We start from the raw sequence: 20018 nt of genomic DNA, 5'->3' as shown, positions 1-20018 counted from the left end.
ACGCGAAGGCTGGCCAGCTTTCCAGATCGGCCTCAATTTTACGAAACTGACCATCGAGGATGGTCAGTTTCGTGCTCTAAGAAATAGCAAAGTGGATGCTAGGCTCGTGCTTTCCGATTGGCTCTCGCTCGGTCTCGCGAGCGTGTGTAAATCGAGTCAAGGACGAGCATTACGAGCAGGGACGCTCCCACGAGTGGGAACACAATTCCGCCAATCACGAGAATAAGCAACAGGCCTCTGAATACCCGCCTGTCACCCGGTATCGGCGGAACGCCAAGAGAGCCTTCGGGACGCCGCTTCCACCACATAACCCCGGCAGAAACTGCCAGGAGCACGATGCCAATACAGGCAAGCGCCAGGATAATCTGGTTGGTGAGACCGAACTGCTGGCCCATATGGGTATTAATGCCCCATTCCAGCGCTTTTCCAAACGGCCCATAGTCTGCATAGCTCATATCGATCAAAACATTTCCTGAATACTGATCGAGGTGGACAACCCGTTGTTGCGACAGATCGTCAGGATAGACTGATCCGGTAAATACACCCCTCGGAGTTGTTGGAATATTGACAGCGTAACCGTGATGAAGCCCAAGATCGTCAAATTTTGCCACGGCTTTATCAAGGCCGATAGAACTCATTTGGTCATGGTTGCCCGACGACATGGGAACCTGCGCCTGTTCAAGCGACCAGCTTGTTTTCGCAATATGATCCAGGTGTTCATCGGACATGGGAACGGCAACACGGACGCCAGCAGGATATCCGAAATTGTTGCCATTCGCCCATTCGTTTACCTTCCCACCCCATACGCCAGACCATGGCATTCCTGTAACGGCAAGGAAAACGATAAAGAACCCAACAACGATACCGGTTACTGCATGCGTATCTCTCCAGAACACACGTTTTGATGGGGTGCCCCGCACGCTCACGGCACCGCCGGACTGCTTTCGTGGCCACCAGAGATAAATTCCGGTTCCCACCAGAAGTATCGCCCATCCCGCGGCAATCTCAATCGCCATTCTGGCGTAGGACCCAAAATATTTCAGACTGTGCAGATATCGGACCGTCCACATCACTGTGCCACGATCAGGCAACGATCCAAGCACACTTCCCGAATAAGGGTTTACGTAAACAGCGACCTTCCCATTGTCCGGCGTGTTTACCGTTATCTCGGCAGAGCTGTTCGGGCTTGCCGGATCGGTAAATTTGATCGCGGTTCCCGGTACAGCTTTGAGAGATGCTTCCACCATTGCCGATGGAGCAACTTTTGAAGTTTCCTGAACTTGGACGCGCTTGAGGTCGGCGTGAATGATCCCGTCGAGTTCGTTCTGAAACAGGTACAGAGCACCTGTTATTGCCAATGTGATCATAAGGGGAAGGACAAGCAGACCGGCATAGAAATGCCAGCGCCAAACGGCACGATAGAGATCGGATGGGGCGGACGCGAAACGCGCCGCGCCTTGAGTGTCTTCAGACATTGCAATTCTCCTGAATTTCATGTGGCGGGTTGCGCCAGGTGAACTGTTCAGGAGATTGGCGGCGGAGCTCTCGCTTCAGAATAGAAACTTGATTGTGGACTGGAGGCTGCCGAAATTACTGAATATCGGACCAGACTGGTGCTGCGAATGGGCTCCTGAAAAGACGCGTGGGTGGGTGTCAGCGCAACTTGCAGGGCACTCGATGCCAGTCGGCAAAGAGAGACACACGGGCAATCACTAGATTTGGACGGCGTTTTGTGGTCATCTTCATTGGCTTGCAGATGAACTGCTCCGGCGGTCGAGCAGATTACTCCGAATACATTCTCGTATTCACTTCCAGCCATGGCGCTGCGTGTGAAGCCCGACAGCATTCCCTGAAGCATCAAAAACGCGCAGATAAACGCCACAAAGGTGGTCGCAATCTGATTATCACGTAATGATGCTCTGAGTGCTTTCATCCTCCTTCGTTGCCACAACTTCGGCACATAGTCACTGCGGCAGAGTCGTTGAAATTGAATTGACAAACTTTGCCAATGCACAATGTAAGCCAAAGAAGGGAGACTTAAATGGCAACCATGAACGTATCGCTCCCTCATCCGATGAAAGAATGGGTTGAGGCGCAGGCAAAGACAGGACGCTATTCAAACGCGAGCGACTATGTGCGCGGTTTGATCCGTAGAGATCAGATGCGCAGCGATAAAATTGCCGCTATGCAGCACTTCGTTGACGAGGGCTTGCAAAGTGGGGCCGGGACCCGATCCCGAGACGAACTCTTCGCCGCAGCAGTTGCGAACGCTGAAAATTTTTCTGATCGCAAATAATGCAACTCAACCTCTCTGTTCACGCAGAAGTAAAAATGGCGCTTCCAGGAGTGGCAAGCCTTTATCTATGAAGAACGATGGTAGCCTTCACAGCTGCTGCCGCACGGTTCTCGACCCCAAGTTTAATATAGATTTGCTCCAGATGCTTGTTCACAGTGCGAGCGCTCAGGTCGAGAATAGTGCCGATGTCACGATTTGTTTTTCCATGGGCCACCCAAAGCAAAACATCGCTTTCCCGCGCCGTCAGGCCAAAGTGACGGCGTAGCATGTCCTGTTCGCCGTTTTCGCTGATCGCAGTCAGCCGGAACAAAAACTCATTGGGACCGGTCGAACCGAGATGCGCCAGTTGCAGGGATATCTGCCCGTTGGTCGTGACGAATTCCGGGCTATCGTTGGAGATTCCTTGTCGGTCCCGTGCCCGTAGCAACTCGGCGCATTTTTGCTTCAAAAGCAGCTGGCCGTTCCCATTCTCACTGGCACTATCCATGAGGCGCATCGCCTGCGGCGTGGACCAGAGAATGGCGCCGTCACGGTCCACCGCAAACAGATGTCTGCCACTGGCGTCGAGCGCGACGCGGGCACTCTGCACGGAGCGGGCATTGGTGAGATGCACCCTTATGCGCGCCCGCAGCTCATCGATATTGATGGGCTTGGTCAAATAGTCGACACCGCCCGCTTCCAGCGCATGGACGATATGTTCAGTTTCTGTCAGGCCGGTCATGAAAACGATCGGCACCTGCGAAATGGCCGAATTTGCCTTGAGCCGACGGCAGGTCTCGAACCCGTCCATTCCGGGCATGATTGCATCCATCAGGATCATGTCCGGTGTGATACGTTCAGCAATGCCAAGCGCAGCGCTGCCGGATGTTGCGATCAGCACGGAGTAGCCAGCCTGTTCCAGCGCTTCGGTCAGGAAGCCGAGCGTCTGCGGAGAATCGTCAACGATAAGAACCGTGTCGCGGGGAAGAACGCTCATGGCCGGTTATCCATTTTCTGTTCCAGATTGCGCAAGAACATATCGTAGCCCGACATGTTGAAGGCGCGTATATATTCGCGCGCGTTGTCGACGAAGGGTTGAAGGTGTTCATCCTGCGCCAGAAGGGCGAGCTTGGCTTCGATGCCGCGAACATAGCCGATCTCCCCCAGACGGATCAGTTCCTGCAAATCGGCAATCGCGGGGCTGTTGATGCTTGTAGCGCGCGACTGCGGTTTTTTTTCCTGGTTCTCTTCGTAAACCCAGTCGATACCCAGATGCACCGCCAGTTTGGCGTGAATCTGCCGGATATCGAATGGTTTCGTCAGCGTGTCGTTATGCGCATTGTCCGGCAGGCTGTCGGGCCGGGTGCCGTCGCCGATATTGGCCGAGAGCATGATGATCGGCGCGATCTCTCCCTTTTCGCGCAAGCGGGTCACCAGTTCCCAGCCATTCATCTGCGGCATTCGGATGTCGATAAAATAGAGGTGGGGACGAATACCTTCGATCAGTGTCAGGCATTCCGTCCCGCTTTTGGCAGTCAGTACGATGAAATCAAGCGGCGTCAAGATTTCACGCATCAGCGCGCAATGATCGTCATTGTCATCGACCACAATGAGAGTGCGGCGCGGGCCGGTATAGTTTTGGATTTTCCGCGTTGGTGCGGCCAGATTGATCGGTCGGTCGATGGCGCCCAGCATCAATCGAACCTGAAATGTGGACCCCTTGCCAAAGGCGCTGGTGACGGAAAGCTCACCGCCAAGCGTATTGGTCAGGAGTTTGGTGATGGTCAGGCCGAGACCGAGACCCGGCAGATGGCGGGTATGTTCGGCTTCGCCGCGCTGGAAGGGTTCGAAAACGCGCTCAAGGTCCTTGTCCGCAATGCCGCGTCCGGTATCCATGATCCTGAAGGTGGCGACCTGATTGCGATAGGCAATCTCCAACGCGACTTCTCCTTTCTCGGTGAACTTGATCGCATTGGTGAGCAGATTGACCAGAATCTGGCGCAGACGCTTTTCGTCAGTGCGCACATATTGCGGCAGCGCTTCGGCCTTGCGGTAGTGGAAATTTATGCCCTTGGCTTCGGCCTGCGGCTTCAACATGTCGATGATCTGGTCGAGAAAATCATGCAGATTGATTTCGTTGGAATAGACCTGCAAATGGCCGGTTTCGATTTTGGATATATCGAGAAGCCCGTCGATAAGGCCCGAAAGGTGATCGGCGCTGCGGCGGATCAGCTTGATCGAAGGCTGCCGGGCTGGGGGAATCGTTTCATCGCGCTCCAATATCTGCGCGTAACCCAGCACCGCGTTGAGCGGTGTCCGCAATTCGTGGCTGAGGCCAACGACATAGCGGCTTTTGGCGCGATTGGCGGCTTCCGCATTGTCCTTGGCCTGTTGCAGCGCCGCGTCGGTTCTTTTGTGTGCGGAGATTTCCTTTAAAAGAAGTGCGGTCTGTCGCGAGGATTCCTCTTCCGCAACGATGCGGCTGTCATGCGCCAACACATAGAACCAGCAGACTATGACGGCGATCAGCGCCAGAACGAAAAACACGATCAGGATCGTGCGATTGACGACCTGCGCAGTTTCCGGCGATGCCGCGCCCGCATGATAGGCGACGAGCGCAAGGATGGTAGCGAGAAATGCCATGGAAACCGCAACCGTCACGGCATAGCGCCCGAGCCGCGTCGAAAGCTTTTCGATGACGGCGGCGGGCAGCAGCGCATTGGCTACTTTGGCGCTTTGGGCGCGCAGATGCGCTTTCGGTTTGCAAAGATCGTGGCAGCGGCTGTCGAGCGAACAGCACAGCGAGCAGATCGGGGCCGCATAGGCCGGACACCAGGCCATGTCCTCCGGCTCGAAATCATGCTCGCAGACCGAACAGGTGATAGCGAGCTTGCTTTGCCAGCTTTGGCGGGGCTTGCGGGCGAGGTAATATTTGCCGCCTGTTTTCCACGCGATCAGCGGTGAAACGATGAAGGCCACCAGAAGCGCGATGAAAGGCGCAAGTGCTGCGGCCATGGTGCCAAACGCCCCGAAATGGGCGGCCAATGACGCGAATGATGCAATGGCCATGGTGCCGGTGCCAACCGGGTTGATGTCATAGAGATGAGCGCGTTTGAATTCGATACCGGGCGGCGACAGGCCAAGACGTTTGTTGATGAAGAGATCGGCGGAAATCGTGGAAAGCCAGGCCATGGCAACGATGGAGAAGACGCCGAGCGTCTGTTCCAGCACCTTGTAAATGCCAAGCTGCATCAGAAGAAGGCCGATACACACATTGAACACTAGCCAGACGACGCGCCCTGGATGACTGTGCGTCAGGCGGGAAAAGAAGTTAGACCACGCAAGCGATCCGGCATAGGCGTTCATGACGTTGATCTTCAGTTGCGAGACCACCACGAAGGCAACGGTCAACAGCAAGGCCGCCGTATGGGACGGGATCATATATCCGAACGCGGTCAGATACATATGCGCCGGATCGGCGGCGACATTGGCGGGAACACCGGCGCTCAGCGTCAGTACGACCAGAAACGATCCGGCCAGCAGTTTGGGCGCGCCGAGCACGACCCAGCCGGGACCGGCGAGAAAGACCGCGATCTTGTGCCGCCATTTGCGCTGGCCTTCCGGGGCAGAAAGCGCAGGAAATCGACCTGCTCGCCGATCTGCGCCATCAGTGCCAGAATGACTGCCGAGGCGGCCCCGAACTGCGCCAGTACGAAGGGCGCGCTATCGCCGCCGGTAAATCCAGCCTGAACGCCGGAGAAGGTCAGCCAGAGGTCGAACTTTCCCCAGTCTGCCAGTGCGATGAAGATGAAGGGCAGAATATTGAGCGCGATCCAGAAGGGCTGGGTTGCAATCTGAAAGCGGCTGATCATACGCACGCCATAGGTGACGAGCGGTATGACCACGACGGCGCTGATGACATAGCCGATCCACATCGGGATGCCGAAGGCCAGTTCCAGAGCGCCCGACATGATGGAAGCTTCGATGGCGAAGAGCAGGAAGGTGAAGGTCGCGTAGATGAGCGAGGTGACGGTCGATCCGATATAGCCAAAACTCGCGCCGCGTGTCAGAAGGTCTATGTCGACGCCGTGGCGTATGGCATAGCGGCTTATCGGCAGGCCGACCGCCAGCATGACGAGGCTTGCGACGATAATGGCGGCTACGGCGTTGCTGGTGCCGTAGGATAGCGTGATCGCGCCACCGATGGCTTCGAGCGCGAGGAAGGAGATCGCGCCGATGGCGGTGTGGGCAATGCGATTGGACGAAAAGCGGCGCGCGCTTTTCGCGGTGAAGCGCAGCGCGTAATCTTCCAGCGTTTCATCCGCGACCCAGCGGTTATATTCCCGTCGGACCGGGATGATGCGTTGCCGCGCTGCCATGCTGCTCCATTTCCCCTCCGGCTCATGCTGTGCCGTTTCAAAGAGAGATAGCAGGTAAATTCTCTCATGCATCGTGCTAATGCATGTTTCACCCCGGTAACTACGTTATTTAACGTATAAGGAAACGGCGTCCTCTCCCCAATAGTTGGCGATAACCCGAAAAATCGGGACCAATCAACAGAGAGGGACACGCAATGACATTCCGGTCGCAGATGCTTGCCGCACTTTTTGCAAGCGCGCTCACCATCCCTAGCCTTTCTGGCGCACTCGCCGAAGAAGACACGATCAAGGTCGGTATTCTCCATTCGCTGTCGGGCACGATGGCGATCTCGGAAACGACGCTCAAGGACGCCATGCTGATGCTCATAGAAGAGCAGAACAAGAAGGGCGGCCTTCTGGGCAAGAAGCTTGAGGCTGTCGTTGTCGATCCGGCTTCGGACTGGCCGCTTTTTGCGGAAAAGGCCCGCCAGCTCATTTCGCAGGACAAGGTTGCGGCCGTGTTCGGCTGCTGGACCTCGGTGTCGCGCAAATCGGTCCTGCCGGTCTTCAAGGAACTGAACAATATCCTGTTCTATCCGGTGCAATATGAAGGCGAGGAATCCGAGCGCAATGTGTTCTATACCGGTGCGGCGCCCAACCAGCAGGCCATACCCGCTGTCGATTACCTGATGGAAAACGAAGGCGTCGAACGCTGGGTTCTGGAAGGCACCGACTATGTCTATCCCCGCACGACCAACAAGATTCTGGAAGCCTATCTGCTGTCCAAGGGCGTGAAGCCGGAAGATATCCGCGTCAACTACACGCCGTTCGGTTTCTCCGACTGGCAGACGGAAGTGGCGGCGATCAAGGGTTTTGGCGGTGCAGGCAAGAAGACCGCCGTGGTTTCGACCGTCAATGGCGATGCCAATGTGCCGTTCTATAAGGAACTCGCCAATCAGGGCGTGAAGGCGGAAGATATCCCGGTCGTGGCCTTCTCGGTCGGTGAGGAAGAACTGGCCGGTATCGACACCGCGCCACTGGTCGGCCATCTCGCAGCCTGGAACTATTTCCAATCCGTCGATAATCCGACCAACGCCAAGTTCATTGAAACCTGGCGCGCTTATACCAAGGACGACAAGCGCGTCACCAACGATCCGATGGAAGCATCGTTCATCGGTTTCAACATGTGGCTGAAGGCCGTCGAAAAGGCCGGAACCACGGATCAGGATGCGGTGATCGACGCGCTGGTCGGCGTTTCCGTACCTAATCTTTCGGGTGGCTATTCGACAATGATGCCGAACCATCACATCACCAAGCCGGTGCTGATCGGCGAAATCCAGTCCAACGGTCAGTTTGAAATCGTCAGCCAGACGCCGGGCCTGATCGTCGGTGACGAATGGTCCGATTATCTGCCGGATTCCAAGAACCTGATCTCCGATTGGCGCAAGCCGATGTCCTGCGGCAACTTTAACGTCGAAACGGGCAAGTGCGGCGGTCAGGGCGGGTCCTGATAACGGGGGATGCAGAGGGCGGGCAGAACGGGCCCGCCCCTTGCAATCACAATAGAGAATGCAGCTATTATTGAGGAAATCAGCCATGGAGCGCCGGATACGGGCCGTCCTGCTCGTCATGTCCGTTCTGTTTGCCGCACTTGCGACGACAGCCCGGGCGGATGAATTTCAGGGGCTTGTCGATGCGTTGGGCAAGGCGAATTTTGCCCAGATGCAGGAACGAATTTCCGAGCTTGCGGGCACCGGCGACACGCGCGTCGTGCCTGTGCTGAACGCGCTTGGCGATGGCGATCTTTATGCACGCAAGTCGGATGGTCGCGTCTTCATCACGAAAGCATCCGGCGCTAATTTCCAGCTTACCGATCCTGTCAGCGGAGAGGCGACGGGTGAAGCGCCCAAAGCCGCGATGGACAAGGTCAAGGTCAACAATTCCGTCCGCCGCGCGGTTCGCACGGCCTTGGGCGGTCTCACGCTGATGAGTCCCAACCGGGCCGAACGGCTGAAGGCTGCGGAGATCGTTGCCGCAAGCGCCGATGCGGATGCGCTTGAGCCGATCGAGGCGGCACTGGCCAAGGAACAGGACAGCGCGATCCGCCCCCTTCTGGAAAAAGCACAGGCTGCGGCGCTGCTGGCATCCGACCGTCCGGTTTCCGACAAGCTCAAGGCGACGCAGTTTCTTCAGAACAATGGCGATCGTTCCACTTTGTCGGTTTTGAATGCCGCCCGCGCCAATGCGCAGCCAGAGCTTGCCGCCGCGCTCGATACAGCCATCGGTCATATCGAACAAAGGCAGGCTTTCTGGGACGCCGGGCAGAATGTCTGGTACGGGCTGTCGCTCGGCTCCGTCCTGCTGCTTGCGGCCATCGGCCTTGCCATTACCTTCGGCGTCATGGGCATCATCAACATGGCGCATGGCGAAATGGTCATGCTGGGCGCCTATGTCACTTTCATGGTGCAGGAGGTCATCCGCACCAGCTATCCCGGCCTGTTCGACTGGTCGCTGGCCATCGCCCTGCCATTGGCGTTCCTGTTTACCGCGCTGGTCGGTCTGGTGATCGAGCGCGGCGTAATCCGCTTTCTCTATGGTCGTCCGCTGGAAACATTGCTGGCGACATGGGGCATTTCGCTCATCCTGCAACAGGCTGTGCGCTCGGTGTTCGGGCCGACCAACCGTGAAGTCGGCAATCCCTCCTGGATGTCGGGTGCTTTCGAACTCGGCGGCATGACCGTGACCTGGAACCGCCTGTGGATTATCGTGTTTTCGCTGGCCGTGTTTTTCACGCTGCTGGCCGTCTTGAAGCGGTCGAACTTCGGCCTGCAAATGCGCGCCGTCACGCAGAACCGCCGCATGGCGTCGTCAATGGGCATTCGCACGCCTTATGTCGATGCTTTCACCTTTGCGCTCGGTTCCGGTATTGCCGGCATGGCGGGCGTGGCCCTGTCGCAGATCGATAATGTGTCGCCCAATCTCGGGCAGGGTTATATCATCGACAGCTTCATGGTGGTGGTGTTCGGCGGTGTCGGCAATTTGTGGGGTACACTCGTCGGCGCCTTCTCGCTCGGTATATTGAACAAGTTCCTCGAACCTTATGCCGGCGCGGTGCTCGGCAAGATTCTGGTGCTGGTCCTCATCATTCTCTTTATCCAGAAGCGCCCGCGCGGTTTGTTCGCTCTCAAGGGCAGGGCGGTGGAAGCATGATCACGGCATTTCTGTTCAAAAAACTCGACCGCGGTGTCTTTATCGCCGCTGCAATCCTGATCGCGGCTGCGCTGGTCGTTCCGGCTCTCAATCTGCTGACGGCGCCGGATCATCCGCTGCATGTGCCGACCTATATGGTGTCGCTCATCGGCAAATATCTGACCTATGCCATGCTGGCGCTGGCGCTTGATCTGGTCTGGGGTTTTTGCGGCATTCTCTCGCTCGGCCATGCCGCCTTCTTCGCACTCGGCGGCTATGCCATGGGCATGTATCTGGTGCGGCAGATCGGCGCGCGCGGCGTTTATGGCAATCCCGACCTGCCGGATTTCATGGTGTTCCTCAACTGGAAGGAACTGCCGTGGTACTGGTTCGGCTTCGACCATTTCTTGTTTGCTTTGCTGATGGTGCTGCTGGTGCCGGGGCTCCTGGCTTTCGTCTTCGGCTGGTTCGCCTTCCGCTCCCGCGTCACCGGCGTCTATCTGTCGATCATCACGCAGGCCATGACCTATGCCCTGATGCTGGCCTTTTTCCGCAACGAGATGGGTTTTGGCGGCAATAACGGCCTGACCGATTTCAAGGATATTCTGGGTTTCAACATTCAGGCAGACGGTACGCGCGCCGCACTCTTCGCTGCTTCCGCACTCGTGCTGGCCGTCGCGCTGATCTTCAGTTCGGCAGTCGTCAAATCGAAATTCGGCAAGGTGCTGGTCAGCGTGCGCGACGCGGAAAGCCGCACGCGTTTTCTGGGTTATCGCCCGGAAAACTACAAGCTCTTCATCTTCACGGTTTCGGCGATGATGGCGGCAGTGGCGGGCGCGCTCTATGTGCCGCAGGTCGGCATCATCAATCCCGGCGAATTCACGCCGGCCAATTCCATCGAGGTCGTGATCTGGACTGCCGTGGGCGGTCGGGCAACGCTGGTCGGGCCGGTGATCGGGGCCGTGCTGGTCAATTTCGGCAAGAGCGTCTTTACAACGGCTTTCCCGGAAATGTGGCTGTTCGTGCTCGGCGCGCTCTTCGTTGCCGTTACCCTGTTCCTGCCGAAAGGGATTGTCGGCACGTTCCGCGCCTTCATGGCGTCGCGCAAACCGGCAACCACCCCATCCGGCGATGAGGCCAAACTGCAAGCATCGGCTGCGGAGTGAGAGACACCATGACCGAAAGCACCAACAGCCTGCTCTATCTCAACGGTGTGTCCGTCTCCTTCGATGGATTCAAGGCGCTGAACTCGCTGTCCTTCGTCATCGAACCGGGCGAATTGCGCGCCATTATCGGCCCCAACGGCGCGGGCAAGACGACGATGATGGATATCATTACCGGCAAGACCAAACCGGATGAGGGCGAGGTTTTCTTCGAGGGCAATATCGATCTGACCAGGAAGGATGAGGCCGATATCGCCCAGATCGGCATCGGGCGCAAATTCCAGAAGCCGACCGTGTTCGAGAGCCACAGTGTCTGGGACAATATCGAGCTTGCGCTGGACCGCAAGCGCGGTGTGTGGGCGACATTGCTCTACCGGCAGGACAAGGCGGATCGCGAGCGCATCGAAGACATATTGAAAACGGTGCGGCTGTGGGCGCGGCGTGATGAACTCGCCGCCAATCTTTCGCATGGGCAGAAACAATGGCTCGAAATCGGCATGCTACTGGCGCAGGAGCCCAAGCTTCTGCTGGTCGACGAGCCAGTGGCGGGCATGACGGATGCCGAAACCGCCGAGACGGCCATTCTCCTGAAGGAGATCGCCAAAACACGTTCGGTCGTGGTGGTGGAGCACGATATGGGCTTCATCCGCGAGCTGGGCGTCAAGGTGACCTGTCTCGCAGAAGGCAGCGTGCTTGCGGAAGGGTCCATCGATTTCGTCAGTTCCGATCCGAAGGTGATCGAAAATTACCTTGGGCGCTAGAAAGGCTACAGATGTTGAGCGTTGAAAATGTGAGCCTTCACTATGGCGCGGCGCAGGCCCTGCGCGGGGTGTCGCTGAAGTCAGAAGCGGGGCGCATTACCTGTGTTCTGGGGCGCAACGGTGTCGGCAAGTCCAGCCTGCTGCGCGCCATTACCGGGCAACAGGCGCTGAGCGGCGGGCATGTCGTGTTCGACAATGAAGACATGAAAGGCCTGCCGCCCTATGCGCGCGCCAGCCGCGGCATGGGCTATGTTCCACAAGGGCGCGAGATCTTTCCGCTGTTGACGGTGAAGGAAAATCTCGAAACCGGCTATGCCTTGCTGAAGCGTTCCGAACGCTTTATCCCCGACGAAATATTCAACCTTTTCCCGGTGCTGAAGGATATGCTGTCGCGTCGCGGCGGCGATCTGTCCGGCGGCCAGCAACAGCAACTGGCCATCGGACGCGCCATGGTGCTGAAACCGCGCATTCTGGTGCTCGACGAGCCGACGGAAGGCATTCAGCCTTCTATCATCAAGGATATCGGTCGCGCTATCCGCTATCTGCGCGACTCCACCGGCATGGCCATTCTTCTGGTTGAACAGTATCTCGATTTCTGTCGGGAACTCGCCGACCATGTCTACATCATGGACCGCGGCGAGATCGTGCTGGACGGTCCAGCGGAGGTTCTCGACACACAAAGGGCGCGGAACCATCTCACGGTTTAGAGAGCGATGATGAATTGTGTGGATCACACCATATATTTGTCCCAGAAGCCGCTTTGCGGCGCGATTTGCTCGACCACATCCACCCACAAGCCAGTTGGATCTGCGAAGCCAAAGCGGCGCTGGCCGAAAGGCTCTTCAGTGAGCGGATAAGTAATTGGCAGCCCCCTGCCTGCCAGTTCCTCATGGGCGGCCTTTGCGTCCGCAACTTCCATTTCGAAGCAAAGCCCGCTTCCGGCGTAAATTTCGGGGCCGGGGGGCGACGAAGGATGATCCGGTGTCATGAAGGCGATTGAGGCCGTTCCGCCCTCTGCGACGAGCAGGCAAAACCATGAACTATCGAAAGCCACCTCAAACTCAAGATATTTAGCCCAAAAGTCGCGCGCCGCGTCTTTGTTTGGGGTGACGATGATGGGGTAGCGGTCGGTAAATCGCATACTGGCCTCCTTGCCTATTAGAAACAAACAGACTATCTGTTTTCTTGGCAGACTTAAAAACAAACAGACTGTCTGTCAATGAAATTCCGAAGGAAGCGGAAATGACCAAGAATGAACTTCGCACGAGCCAGACCAAGGGGCGGTTGGTTGCTGCGGCGCGAACACTGTTTGCCCGGGAAGGCTATGCGCAAACCAGCACGGAGGCGATTATAGCTGCAGCCGGTGTGACACGAGGTGCGCTCTATCATCACTATCGGGACAAGTCGGAGTTATTCGAGGCGGTGTGTCGCGATCTCGCCGTTGATGCCGCTGAGGAGATCCGAATCGCAACCGAGGGTTTGACCAATCCTGTCGAGGCGCTGGAGCAGGGTTCTCTCGCGTGGATTGACTTTATGCTCCGACCGGAAAGCCGTCGCATACTTGTTATCGATGCGCCAGGCGTACTCGGGCGCGAAAGATGGGAAGCGCTTGATCGCGAACTTTCCTTTGATCTCCTCCGCATCGGCGTAGAAGAGGCGATTGATGCCGGCGCCATACGCTTCTCAGCTGGCCCGACTATGCTTGCCATACTGCTCAACGGCGCGATGAACGAGATTGCGTTGCGCGCCGAAGAGGATGACGTCGCTGCATTGAAAGCCGGGCTGCTAGAGTTGCTTGGCGCGCTGAAGTCTTGATTGCGGCCAAGCTCTTACGCATCCGACTATGTCGCAGCATACCCGGCGCTGGCCCGCCCGTGCGTCCTCCTTCAGAGCGGCATTATCCAGCGTCGCTTCTGCGATAAAAGTGGTGCATTGACTCCTCATAAAAAGTGGCTATAACCACAAATGCAGACTGAAGATTTAAGACCATCTGCAAGGGTGGTCTTGTTGCGTCTGGAATCCGGATAAGTCCTCTTGCAGATGTCATAGCGACGTTGGGAGGACGCCGTAATGCACGGAAGCAAAATAGCCCTTAGGGGCGTACCGGATATCATTTCCTACATAGATGCGAATGACGGCATTCGAGGCCGCGCCGGTGTCATCTGGTGGCTTGCCCTTGGTGGCCTGTTTCTTGACGCCTTCGCCAATTCGGCATTGAGCGCAGGCCTTGGGCCAATGACACGCGATCTGGGACTGGATGCGGCGCAGGTCGCATTGATGACCTCTTTCGCCGCATGGGTGTCGATCGCGTTCAATCCGATTGGTGGTTGGATTGCCGACCGTTGGGGGCGTATGCGCCCGCTGATTTTCGCAAAGCTCATCGCGCTCATCGGCGCAGTGCTGGTCATGACGGCGCATTCCTATGAAGTCATTCTTCTTGGACGCTTCTTCGTTGGCGCCGCCTACGGTATCGACTTTGCCATCGCCATGGCCGTACTTGCAGAGTTCACCCCTGCGCGCCTGCGCAGCCGTCTCAATACATGGCAGGGCATCTGGTACACAGCCGTTTGTACCAATGTGCTTCTGGCCATGCTGTTCTACAGCTGGGATGTGGGTGATGCGATCTGGCGCTATTCCGTCGCGGCCACTGGTATCTTTGCCTTTGCCATCATGGTGCTTCAGGCAGTGTTCATGGTTGAAAGCCCGATCTGGCTTGCCCGCAAGGAAAGGCTGGAAGAGGCCGCCCGTGCGATGACCCGCATCTATCATCGCGATTTCGTTGCCGCTCTTCCGGAAGACCGTCTACCGGTTCTCAATCAGGCCCGCCGCGGCATTGCCAATGTTGCCCTGATTTTCCGTGGCATCTATCTGCCCCGCACTATTCTAGCGGCCACTGTCCAGATCGGGCAATCCATCCAATATTTTGCTGTGGGCTGGTATCTACCCCTCATCAGTGCGGCGCTGTTCGGCAAGGATTTCATCTATGCCATGTTGGGCACGCTGGTGTTCAACGTATTCGGTATCATCGGCGGCTTTTCTTCACCTGTCATCGGGCGCGTGCTTGGCCTGCGCAAGGCTTCCGCCATCGGTTTTGGTGCAGTCTTCGTCATGCTGGTCATCATGGGCCTGTTCCATGACACCATGCCGACATGGCTCGCGGTGATCGTGCCTTCGCTGTTCATCCTGTTCCATTCCGGTGGTCCGGGCGCAAACGGCAAGAGCCTGTCGTCGCTCTCGTTCCGAAGCGAACTGCGTGCAGGCGCCAACGGCATCATCGGTGCACTCGGCGCCATGGGAGCGGCCCTTGGCCTGCTGGTCTTTCCGCTCTTTCGTGAGAGCTACGGCCTCGGCCCGACATTCCTGATCCTGTCGGTGGTTCCACTGATCGCTTGCATCATCTGCTCAATCATTCAGTGGGATCCGACCCGCACCAAGGTCAGCCCAGATGACGAGCCAAATGCGCCGCAGTTCGAAGGCGACCGGTAACAACGGAGGATAATGTGAACGGACGCAGACAGGCCATTCTGGCCATTGATGAAGGAACGTCCGGAACCAGGGCCGCGCTCGTCGCGGCCGACGGTTCGGTCTCCGCCGTCAATTACACGACGCTTGCCGTCTCTTCACCACGTCACAACGTGGTGGAGCAGGACGCCGATGTTCTTTTGCAAAAGACCATCGAAATGTGCGGCAAGACCATTGCAGCCGCACGTGATGCGGGCGTGGAGATTGCTGCAATGGCAATCGCCACGCAACGCGCCACCGGTGTTCTGTGGGATACGCAAACGGGCCGGGCGCTGGTTCCCGCCATGGTCTGGCAGGATTCGCGCTATGCCGAAGAACTGAAACCACTCGGAGCCATCTGGGACGCGAAACTCGTGTCGCTTGCCGGACGTCCTGTGGGCGGACGCGCGATCTATTTATGGGCGGCGCGCCACATGCAGGAGACGCCCGTCGTGCGCGAGGCATGGAAGGCGAAAAGGCTTGCTTTCGGCACGGTCGACACGTGGCTGCTGTGGAATCTGTCCGAAGAACGCAAGGCCGTCACCACGCCGACGAATGCGACTTCTGCCGGTGCCTATATTCTCGCTGAGAACCGCTACTTCACCGAATGGGTGGAGGCGCAGGATTTTCCGCCGGAGCTGTTGCCCGAGCTGAAACAGGACGCTGACGATTTCGGTTATACGCGCCAGGATATTCTCGGTATCCGCGTGCCGATCAAGGCTTCTTGCGGCGATCAGCTCGGTGGTCTTGTCGGTCTTGGCTGTCACGATGCAGGGCAGGCCATGTGCGTACACGGTACGGGCAGTTTCGTCGATCTTGTGATCGGAAAGCAGACGCCAAAGAATCCCGGCCTCTACGAGGCAACTTTCACCATGACGGCCTGGCGGAGCGAGAACCTCTCGCATTTTGCGGTCGAGACCTATGCCGCCACAACCGGATCGGCGCTCAACTGGCTCTGTAATGAAATGCGCTGGTTCGAGAATGCCAAGGAAATCAGCGAACTGGCTGCAACTGTACCGTCTTCCGATGGCCTGTTCTTCATGCCGACCCTGACGGGATTGCGCCAGCCGAACATCGTTCCCGATGGCCGGGCATCACTGACCGGGCTCTCGATGGCACATAGCCGGGCGCATCTTGCTCATGCCATTCTGGAAGGTATTGCGCATTCGGTCGTTTCCTGTGCGGAGGCGAGCTCTAAAGTGGCGGGCGTTCCGGTTCGGGAAGTGGTGGCAGGCGGAGGGCTTTCCTCCAGCGATACGCTGCTTCAGCTGCAGGCCGATCTCAGCGGTGTGCCGGTGCGGCGCATGGCGGATCAGGATCGCGCGAGCCTGCGGGGAACCGCATTCCTGGCAGCCAGCGATGGCTTGCTCTGGAGCGACCTTGCTGAAGCTCGCGGCACGCTGCCCGAAGGCAATCTCTTTATCCCCAAGACCAGCGAAGCGGAAAGACAGGACCGCAGAGCGCGGTGGCATTCCCTCACGGAAGAGGAAGTCGCACGCGTTCGATCCGGTCACTATCATTAAACAGGAGTTGAAATGCTGAATCTGCGCTCCCGGCGCGCGGACAAGGATCGCGCCCGGATGATCCGCACCGAACCGCTGCGGCTGAACCGTTCGGAACAGGAAGACCGTCTTGCCACCGAAACCTACGATATTCTGATCGTCGGCGGCGGCGTGACCGGGGCTTACTGCGCCTTCGACGCAAGTCTGCGCGGCTTTCGTGTTGCGCTGGTCGAGAAGGATGATTTCGCATCCGGTACATCATCGAAATCCTCCAAGATGGTGCATGGCGGCTTGCGCTATATCGAACAGGGCAATCTTGGGCTGGTTCGTCATTCCCTGCTGGAGCGCCAACGCCTGCGCCGCAATGCCAGTCATCTGGTGCAGCGCCTGCCTTTCCTGTTTCCGATTCTGGAGCGGGATGGTGTGTTCGACTCGCGCTTTGCCAAGGCGTTTGAAGGCTTGCTCTGGACCTATGATCTGGCTGGAGGCTGGCGCGAAGGCATCCTGCATCAGAAGCTGACTGCGGCGGAAGTGCTGGCGCATTGCCCGACCTTCAAGGACGAATATCTGCGCGGTGGCCTGATGTATTTCGATGCCCGCGTTGACGATGCGCGCCTGACGCTGGCGCTTGCCCGTTCTGCGAGCTTTTATGGGGCGACGGTCCTCAACCACTCGAAAGTTGCCGAGATCACCCGCAGTTCGGGCCGGGTTGATGGCGCAATCGTTCATACCGTCGAGGGCAAGGAAATCCGGGTGCGCGCCAAGACCGTCATTATGGCGACAGGCGTTTGGCTGCGCGACTGGATGGGCCTTGGCAAGGATGGCGAAAAGCCGTTGCATGTGCGCCCGGCCAAAGGCGTTCACGTCGCGATTCCCTGGCTGAAAATTCGCAACGACTGCACGGTGACGGTGCCGGTGCCGGGGCGTAGCCGCCGCGCGACGATTACGCGCTGGGGCAATGTCTCCTATCTCGGCACGACCGATGAGGATTATCAGGGCGATCTCGATGATGTGCATTGCACCCGCCGAGAACTCGATTTTCTGATCGAGGGCGCTTGCAGCGCGCTCAATATCGATCTGACGCCAGATGATGTTGTCGGCAGCATTGCCGGATGTCGTCCGCTGGTCGCCGCTTCATCGGGCGGCAGCACCATGGACGTCAAACGCGACCATTCCGTGCATGTTGCGCCTGATGGCCTTGTCACGATTGTGGGCGGTAAGCTGACGACGTCGCGCCATATGGCCGAACAGACGGTGGATGCCGCCGCGAAAGTTCTGGGTGATCGCCGCCGTTGCACCACCAAGAAAGCCTTTTTGCTCGGTGCCGCCGGTTATGACGCGCAGGCAATCGTCGCTTCGGGTGGCATGGAGGCGCATCTGGGCGAACGTTACGGTACGGAATCGCGCTTCGTCAGTGATCTGATGGCCGCTCGTCCTGAACTCGGCCAATCGATTGTGGAAGGGTTGCCCTATACCGGCGGCGAAGTCATCTACGCCGCCCGGCATGAACTTGCCCGGACCATCGATGACGTGCTGTCGCGTCGTATGCGTGCCCGCCTGATGGCGCGCGATGCTTCCGCCCGTGCCGCCGCCAAGGTGGGCGCTTTGCTGGGTGAGGAGCTTGGTCTCCCCCAAACCGAAATCGACCGTCAGGTCGCCGCTTATGTGGCTGCGACCGAAAAAGAAAAATCCATTCTCATAGGAGCGAACTGAATATGATCAGCAAGGAAGCCATCAAACGCGGTTATAATCGTGGAAATTATGTCGTTGGCGCACCGACCCAGCCGCATTATGCCGGCAGCATCAAGGAAATCGGCACCGAGGCCGATCTGGCTCAGAACGCCGTTGCCGTAGACGCTGCTCTCGTTGAAAAGCTGCGGGGCGTTGCAGACGAAGTTCTGACAGCGCGCGAAGATGTCGTCGTGAACACCCGCGACTGGTGGGCGCGCACCATGGTCGCGGAAACGGGTGGAAAGCCCGCAACGGTCGACGGCGTATTCGTTCGCGTTTCGACGGTCGAACAGGTTCAGTCCGTCATGCGCCTTGCGCATGAAGCAAAAGTTCCGGTTACGGTTTCTGCCGGACGCTCCAACGTTACGGGCGCGGCACTCCCGTTGCGCGGCGGTATTGTGCTTGATGTCTGCAATCTCAACCGTTTCGTCAGCTTCGATGCGGACAGCCAGATCGTTGAAGTTGAAGCTGGCATGTTCGGCGATATTTTCGAGGAGATGATCCAGCGCGACTTTGGCATGACCATGGGCCATTGGCCGTCCTCATTCGGTATCAGCACCGTGGGCGGCTGGATCGCTTGCCGCGGCGCAGGTCAGCTTTCGACACGCTATGGCAAGATCGAGGACATGGTGTACGGCATGGAAGTCGTGCTGGCGGACGGTTCGCTGGTGACGGTTGGAAACTATGCCCGTGCAGCCATCGGACCCGATCTCCAGCAGATATTCATCGGTTCGGAAGGCACGCTTGGCATTATCGTGAAGGCGCGCTTTAAACTGCATCGTCTGCCGGATTATGCCCGCGCGATCGCCTATGGCTTCAAGAGCTTCGGCATCGGTCTGGAAGCCTGCCGCCGCATCATGCAGGGCGGCGCCAATCCCGCAGCACTGCGTCTTTACGACGAGCTGGAAAGCGGTGTGCAGTTCGGCCTGCCGGAAAGCAACGTGCTGTTGATCGCCGATGAAGGCGCTCAGGAAATGGTCGACGCCGTGATGGCGATCAGCGAGAAGGTTTGCGCCGAACTCGGTGACAAGCTCGATGGTGAGACGATCTTCGAAAAGTGGCTCGACACGCGCTATCTGACCGGCAAGAGCGCCGAAGGCTTCAAGCGCAGCCCGGGCTTTGTTGCCGATACGCTGGAAATGACGGGATGCTGGCGCGATCTGCCTGCGATCTACGACGAGGTCGTCGCTGCAATCAATGCAGTGCCGGGGACGCTGGCCGGTTCGGCGCATCAGTCGCATGCCTATGTCGACGGCGCCTGCCTCTATTTCTCGCTGCGTGGCGACGTGGAAGTGGAAAAGCGCGCCGAATGGTATCGTGCTGCCTGGGATGCTGCCAATGCCGTTCTAATCAAGTATGGTGCAGCCTTGAGCCATCACCACGGCGTCGGACTGCTCCGCGCGCCTTACATGAAGGACGCTCTGGGTTCTGCGTTTCCTCTCCTCGAAACGGTGAAGAAGGCGCTCGACCCGGACAATCTACTTAACCCCGGCAAGCTCGGACTTTCGCTCGACATGCCAAGAGACGGAAAATGATGG

The 20018-nt window shown here is 57.9% G+C and carries 15 protein-coding genes and 1 pseudogene; 11 read left to right on the top strand and 5 right to left on the bottom strand.

Translation table 11 applies throughout. From position 1 onward, the window contains the following. Positions 1-98 precede the first annotated feature (98 nt). Together QLQ11_RS19645 and QLQ11_RS19640 are read right to left on the bottom strand one after the other, a co-directional pair. Complete coding sequence (locus QLQ11_RS19645) at positions 99-1475, bottom strand: PepSY domain-containing protein (RefSeq protein ID WP_283735653.1); 1377 nt, start codon at positions 1473-1475, stop codon at positions 99-101. Positions 1476-1522: 47 nt separating this feature from the next. Beyond that, positions 1523-1933 carry a DUF2946 family protein gene (locus tag QLQ11_RS19640; RefSeq protein WP_283735654.1) on the bottom strand — a complete coding sequence of 137 codons (411 nt, stop codon included), beginning with the start codon at positions 1931-1933 and terminating at the stop codon, positions 1523-1525. A 108-nt stretch (positions 1934-2041) separates the two neighbouring features. Between QLQ11_RS19640 and QLQ11_RS19635 the strand changes: the two genes are divergently transcribed. Continuing rightward, positions 2042-2296 carry a type II toxin-antitoxin system ParD family antitoxin gene (locus QLQ11_RS19635; protein ID WP_283735655.1) on the top strand — a complete coding sequence of 85 codons (255 nt, stop codon included), beginning with the start codon at positions 2042-2044 and terminating at the stop codon, positions 2294-2296. Between the two features lie 61 nt (positions 2297-2357). Here QLQ11_RS19635 and QLQ11_RS19630 read toward each other — a convergent pair whose 3' ends face one another. After that, the gene (locus tag QLQ11_RS19630; protein ID WP_283735656.1) at positions 2358-3272 is read right to left on the bottom strand and encodes a response regulator transcription factor; all 915 of its coding nucleotides are present in this window, start codon (positions 3270-3272) and stop codon (positions 2358-2360) included. Beyond that, positions 3269-6654 (bottom strand): annotated as a pseudogene (locus tag QLQ11_RS19625) (ATP-binding protein). Before QLQ11_RS19625 ends, QLQ11_RS19630 begins: the two are co-directional and overlap by 4 nt. 212 nt (positions 6655-6866) lie before the next feature. On the opposite strand from QLQ11_RS19625, the gene urtA reads away from it, so the two are divergent. From urtA to urtE, 5 genes are all read left to right on the top strand, one after another. Further along, the gene (gene urtA, locus QLQ11_RS19620) at positions 6867-8144 is read left to right on the top strand and encodes an urea ABC transporter substrate-binding protein (RefSeq protein WP_371830842.1); all 1278 of its coding nucleotides are present in this window, start codon (positions 6867-6869) and stop codon (positions 8142-8144) included. A gap of 85 nt (positions 8145-8229) precedes the next feature. After that, positions 8230-9843, top strand: coding sequence for an urea ABC transporter permease subunit UrtB (gene urtB, locus QLQ11_RS19615; RefSeq protein WP_121539203.1), 1614 nt, complete (start codon positions 8230-8232; stop codon positions 9841-9843). Continuing rightward, positions 9840-10988 carry an urea ABC transporter permease subunit UrtC gene (gene urtC / locus QLQ11_RS19610; RefSeq protein WP_109366281.1) on the top strand — a complete coding sequence of 383 codons (1149 nt, stop codon included), beginning with the start codon at positions 9840-9842 and terminating at the stop codon, positions 10986-10988. The genes urtB and urtC overlap by 4 nt, the downstream gene beginning before the upstream one ends. A gap of 8 nt (positions 10989-10996) precedes the next feature. Continuing rightward, entirely contained in the window at positions 10997-11746 is a 750-nt protein-coding gene (gene urtD / locus QLQ11_RS19605; RefSeq protein WP_109366280.1) for an urea ABC transporter ATP-binding protein UrtD, read from the top strand. 11 nt (positions 11747-11757) lie between these two features. Beyond that, positions 11758-12453 (top strand): urea ABC transporter ATP-binding subunit UrtE, encoded by a 696-nt coding sequence (gene urtE / locus QLQ11_RS19600; protein ID WP_121539202.1) that lies wholly within the window; start codon positions 11758-11760, stop codon positions 12451-12453. Positions 12454-12476: 23 nt separating this feature from the next. Here the strand turns inward: urtE and QLQ11_RS19595 are convergent, their stop codons facing one another. Next, positions 12477-12887 (bottom strand): VOC family protein, encoded by a 411-nt coding sequence (locus tag QLQ11_RS19595; RefSeq protein ID WP_121539201.1) that lies wholly within the window; start codon positions 12885-12887, stop codon positions 12477-12479. Positions 12888-12988: 101 nt separating this feature from the next. Between QLQ11_RS19595 and QLQ11_RS19590 the strand changes: the two genes are divergently transcribed. The 5 genes from QLQ11_RS19590 (at position 12989) to QLQ11_RS19570 (ending at position 20015) form a co-directional block, all read left to right on the top strand. Further along, positions 12989-13561 (top strand): TetR/AcrR family transcriptional regulator, encoded by a 573-nt coding sequence (locus tag QLQ11_RS19590; RefSeq protein ID WP_283735659.1) that lies wholly within the window; start codon positions 12989-12991, stop codon positions 13559-13561. A 255-nt stretch (positions 13562-13816) separates the two neighbouring features. After that, the gene (locus QLQ11_RS19585) at positions 13817-15232 is read left to right on the top strand and encodes an MFS transporter (RefSeq protein ID WP_109366276.1); all 1416 of its coding nucleotides are present in this window, start codon (positions 13817-13819) and stop codon (positions 15230-15232) included. A gap of 14 nt (positions 15233-15246) precedes the next feature. Continuing rightward, entirely contained in the window at positions 15247-16770 is a 1524-nt protein-coding gene (locus QLQ11_RS19580; protein ID WP_109366275.1) for an FGGY-family carbohydrate kinase, read from the top strand. A gap of 12 nt (positions 16771-16782) precedes the next feature. Next, positions 16783-18462 carry a glycerol-3-phosphate dehydrogenase/oxidase gene (locus QLQ11_RS19575; protein WP_109366274.1) on the top strand — a complete coding sequence of 560 codons (1680 nt, stop codon included), beginning with the start codon at positions 16783-16785 and terminating at the stop codon, positions 18460-18462. 2 nt (positions 18463-18464) lie between these two features. Then, a complete protein-coding gene (locus QLQ11_RS19570) occupies positions 18465-20015 on the top strand; it encodes an FAD-binding oxidoreductase (RefSeq protein ID WP_109366273.1) in 1551 nt (516 codons plus the stop codon). Positions 20016-20018: the final 3 nt, after the last annotated feature.

This window comes from Ochrobactrum sp. SSR (assembly GCF_030067775.1).
In the GTDB taxonomy this organism is placed as follows: Bacteria; Pseudomonadota; Alphaproteobacteria; order Rhizobiales; family Rhizobiaceae; genus Brucella; species Brucella teleogrylli.
The sequence above is the reverse complement of the archived record's forward strand: the minus strand, read 5'-3'. Positions and strand labels throughout refer to the sequence as shown.

Bases quoted from the DNA above. Each gene is read 5' to 3' on its own strand.
- urtD (WP_109366280.1), top strand. From the start codon at position 10,997: ATGACCGAAAGCACCAACAGCCTGCTCTATCTCAACGGTGTGTCCGTC.
- urtE (WP_121539202.1), top strand. From the start codon at position 11,758: ATGTTGAGCGTTGAAAATGTGAGCCTTCACTATGGCGCGGCGCAGGCC.
- QLQ11_RS19640 (WP_283735654.1), bottom strand. From the start codon at position 1,933: ATGAAAGCACTCAGAGCATCATTACGTGATAATCAGATTGCGACCACC.
- QLQ11_RS19570 (WP_109366273.1), top strand. From the start codon at position 18,465: ATGATCAGCAAGGAAGCCATCAAACGCGGTTATAATCGTGGAAATTAT.
- QLQ11_RS19575 (WP_109366274.1), top strand. From the start codon at position 16,783: ATGCTGAATCTGCGCTCCCGGCGCGCGGACAAGGATCGCGCCCGGATG.
- QLQ11_RS19590 (WP_283735659.1), top strand. From the start codon at position 12,989: ATGACCAAGAATGAACTTCGCACGAGCCAGACCAAGGGGCGGTTGGTT.
- QLQ11_RS19595 (WP_121539201.1), bottom strand. From the start codon at position 12,887: ATGCGATTTACCGACCGCTACCCCATCATCGTCACCCCAAACAAAGAC.
- urtC (WP_109366281.1), top strand. From the start codon at position 9,840: ATGATCACGGCATTTCTGTTCAAAAAACTCGACCGCGGTGTCTTTATC.
- QLQ11_RS19585 (WP_109366276.1), top strand. From the start codon at position 13,817: ATGCACGGAAGCAAAATAGCCCTTAGGGGCGTACCGGATATCATTTCC.
- QLQ11_RS19645 (WP_283735653.1), bottom strand. From the start codon at position 1,475: ATGTCTGAAGACACTCAAGGCGCGGCGCGTTTCGCGTCCGCCCCATCC.
- urtA (WP_371830842.1), top strand. From the start codon at position 6,867: ATGCTTGCCGCACTTTTTGCAAGCGCGCTCACCATCCCTAGCCTTTCT.
- urtB (WP_121539203.1), top strand. From the start codon at position 8,230: ATGGAGCGCCGGATACGGGCCGTCCTGCTCGTCATGTCCGTTCTGTTT.
- QLQ11_RS19630 (WP_283735656.1), bottom strand. From the start codon at position 3,272: ATGAGCGTTCTTCCCCGCGACACGGTTCTTATCGTTGACGATTCTCCG.
- QLQ11_RS19635 (WP_283735655.1), top strand. From the start codon at position 2,042: ATGGCAACCATGAACGTATCGCTCCCTCATCCGATGAAAGAATGGGTT.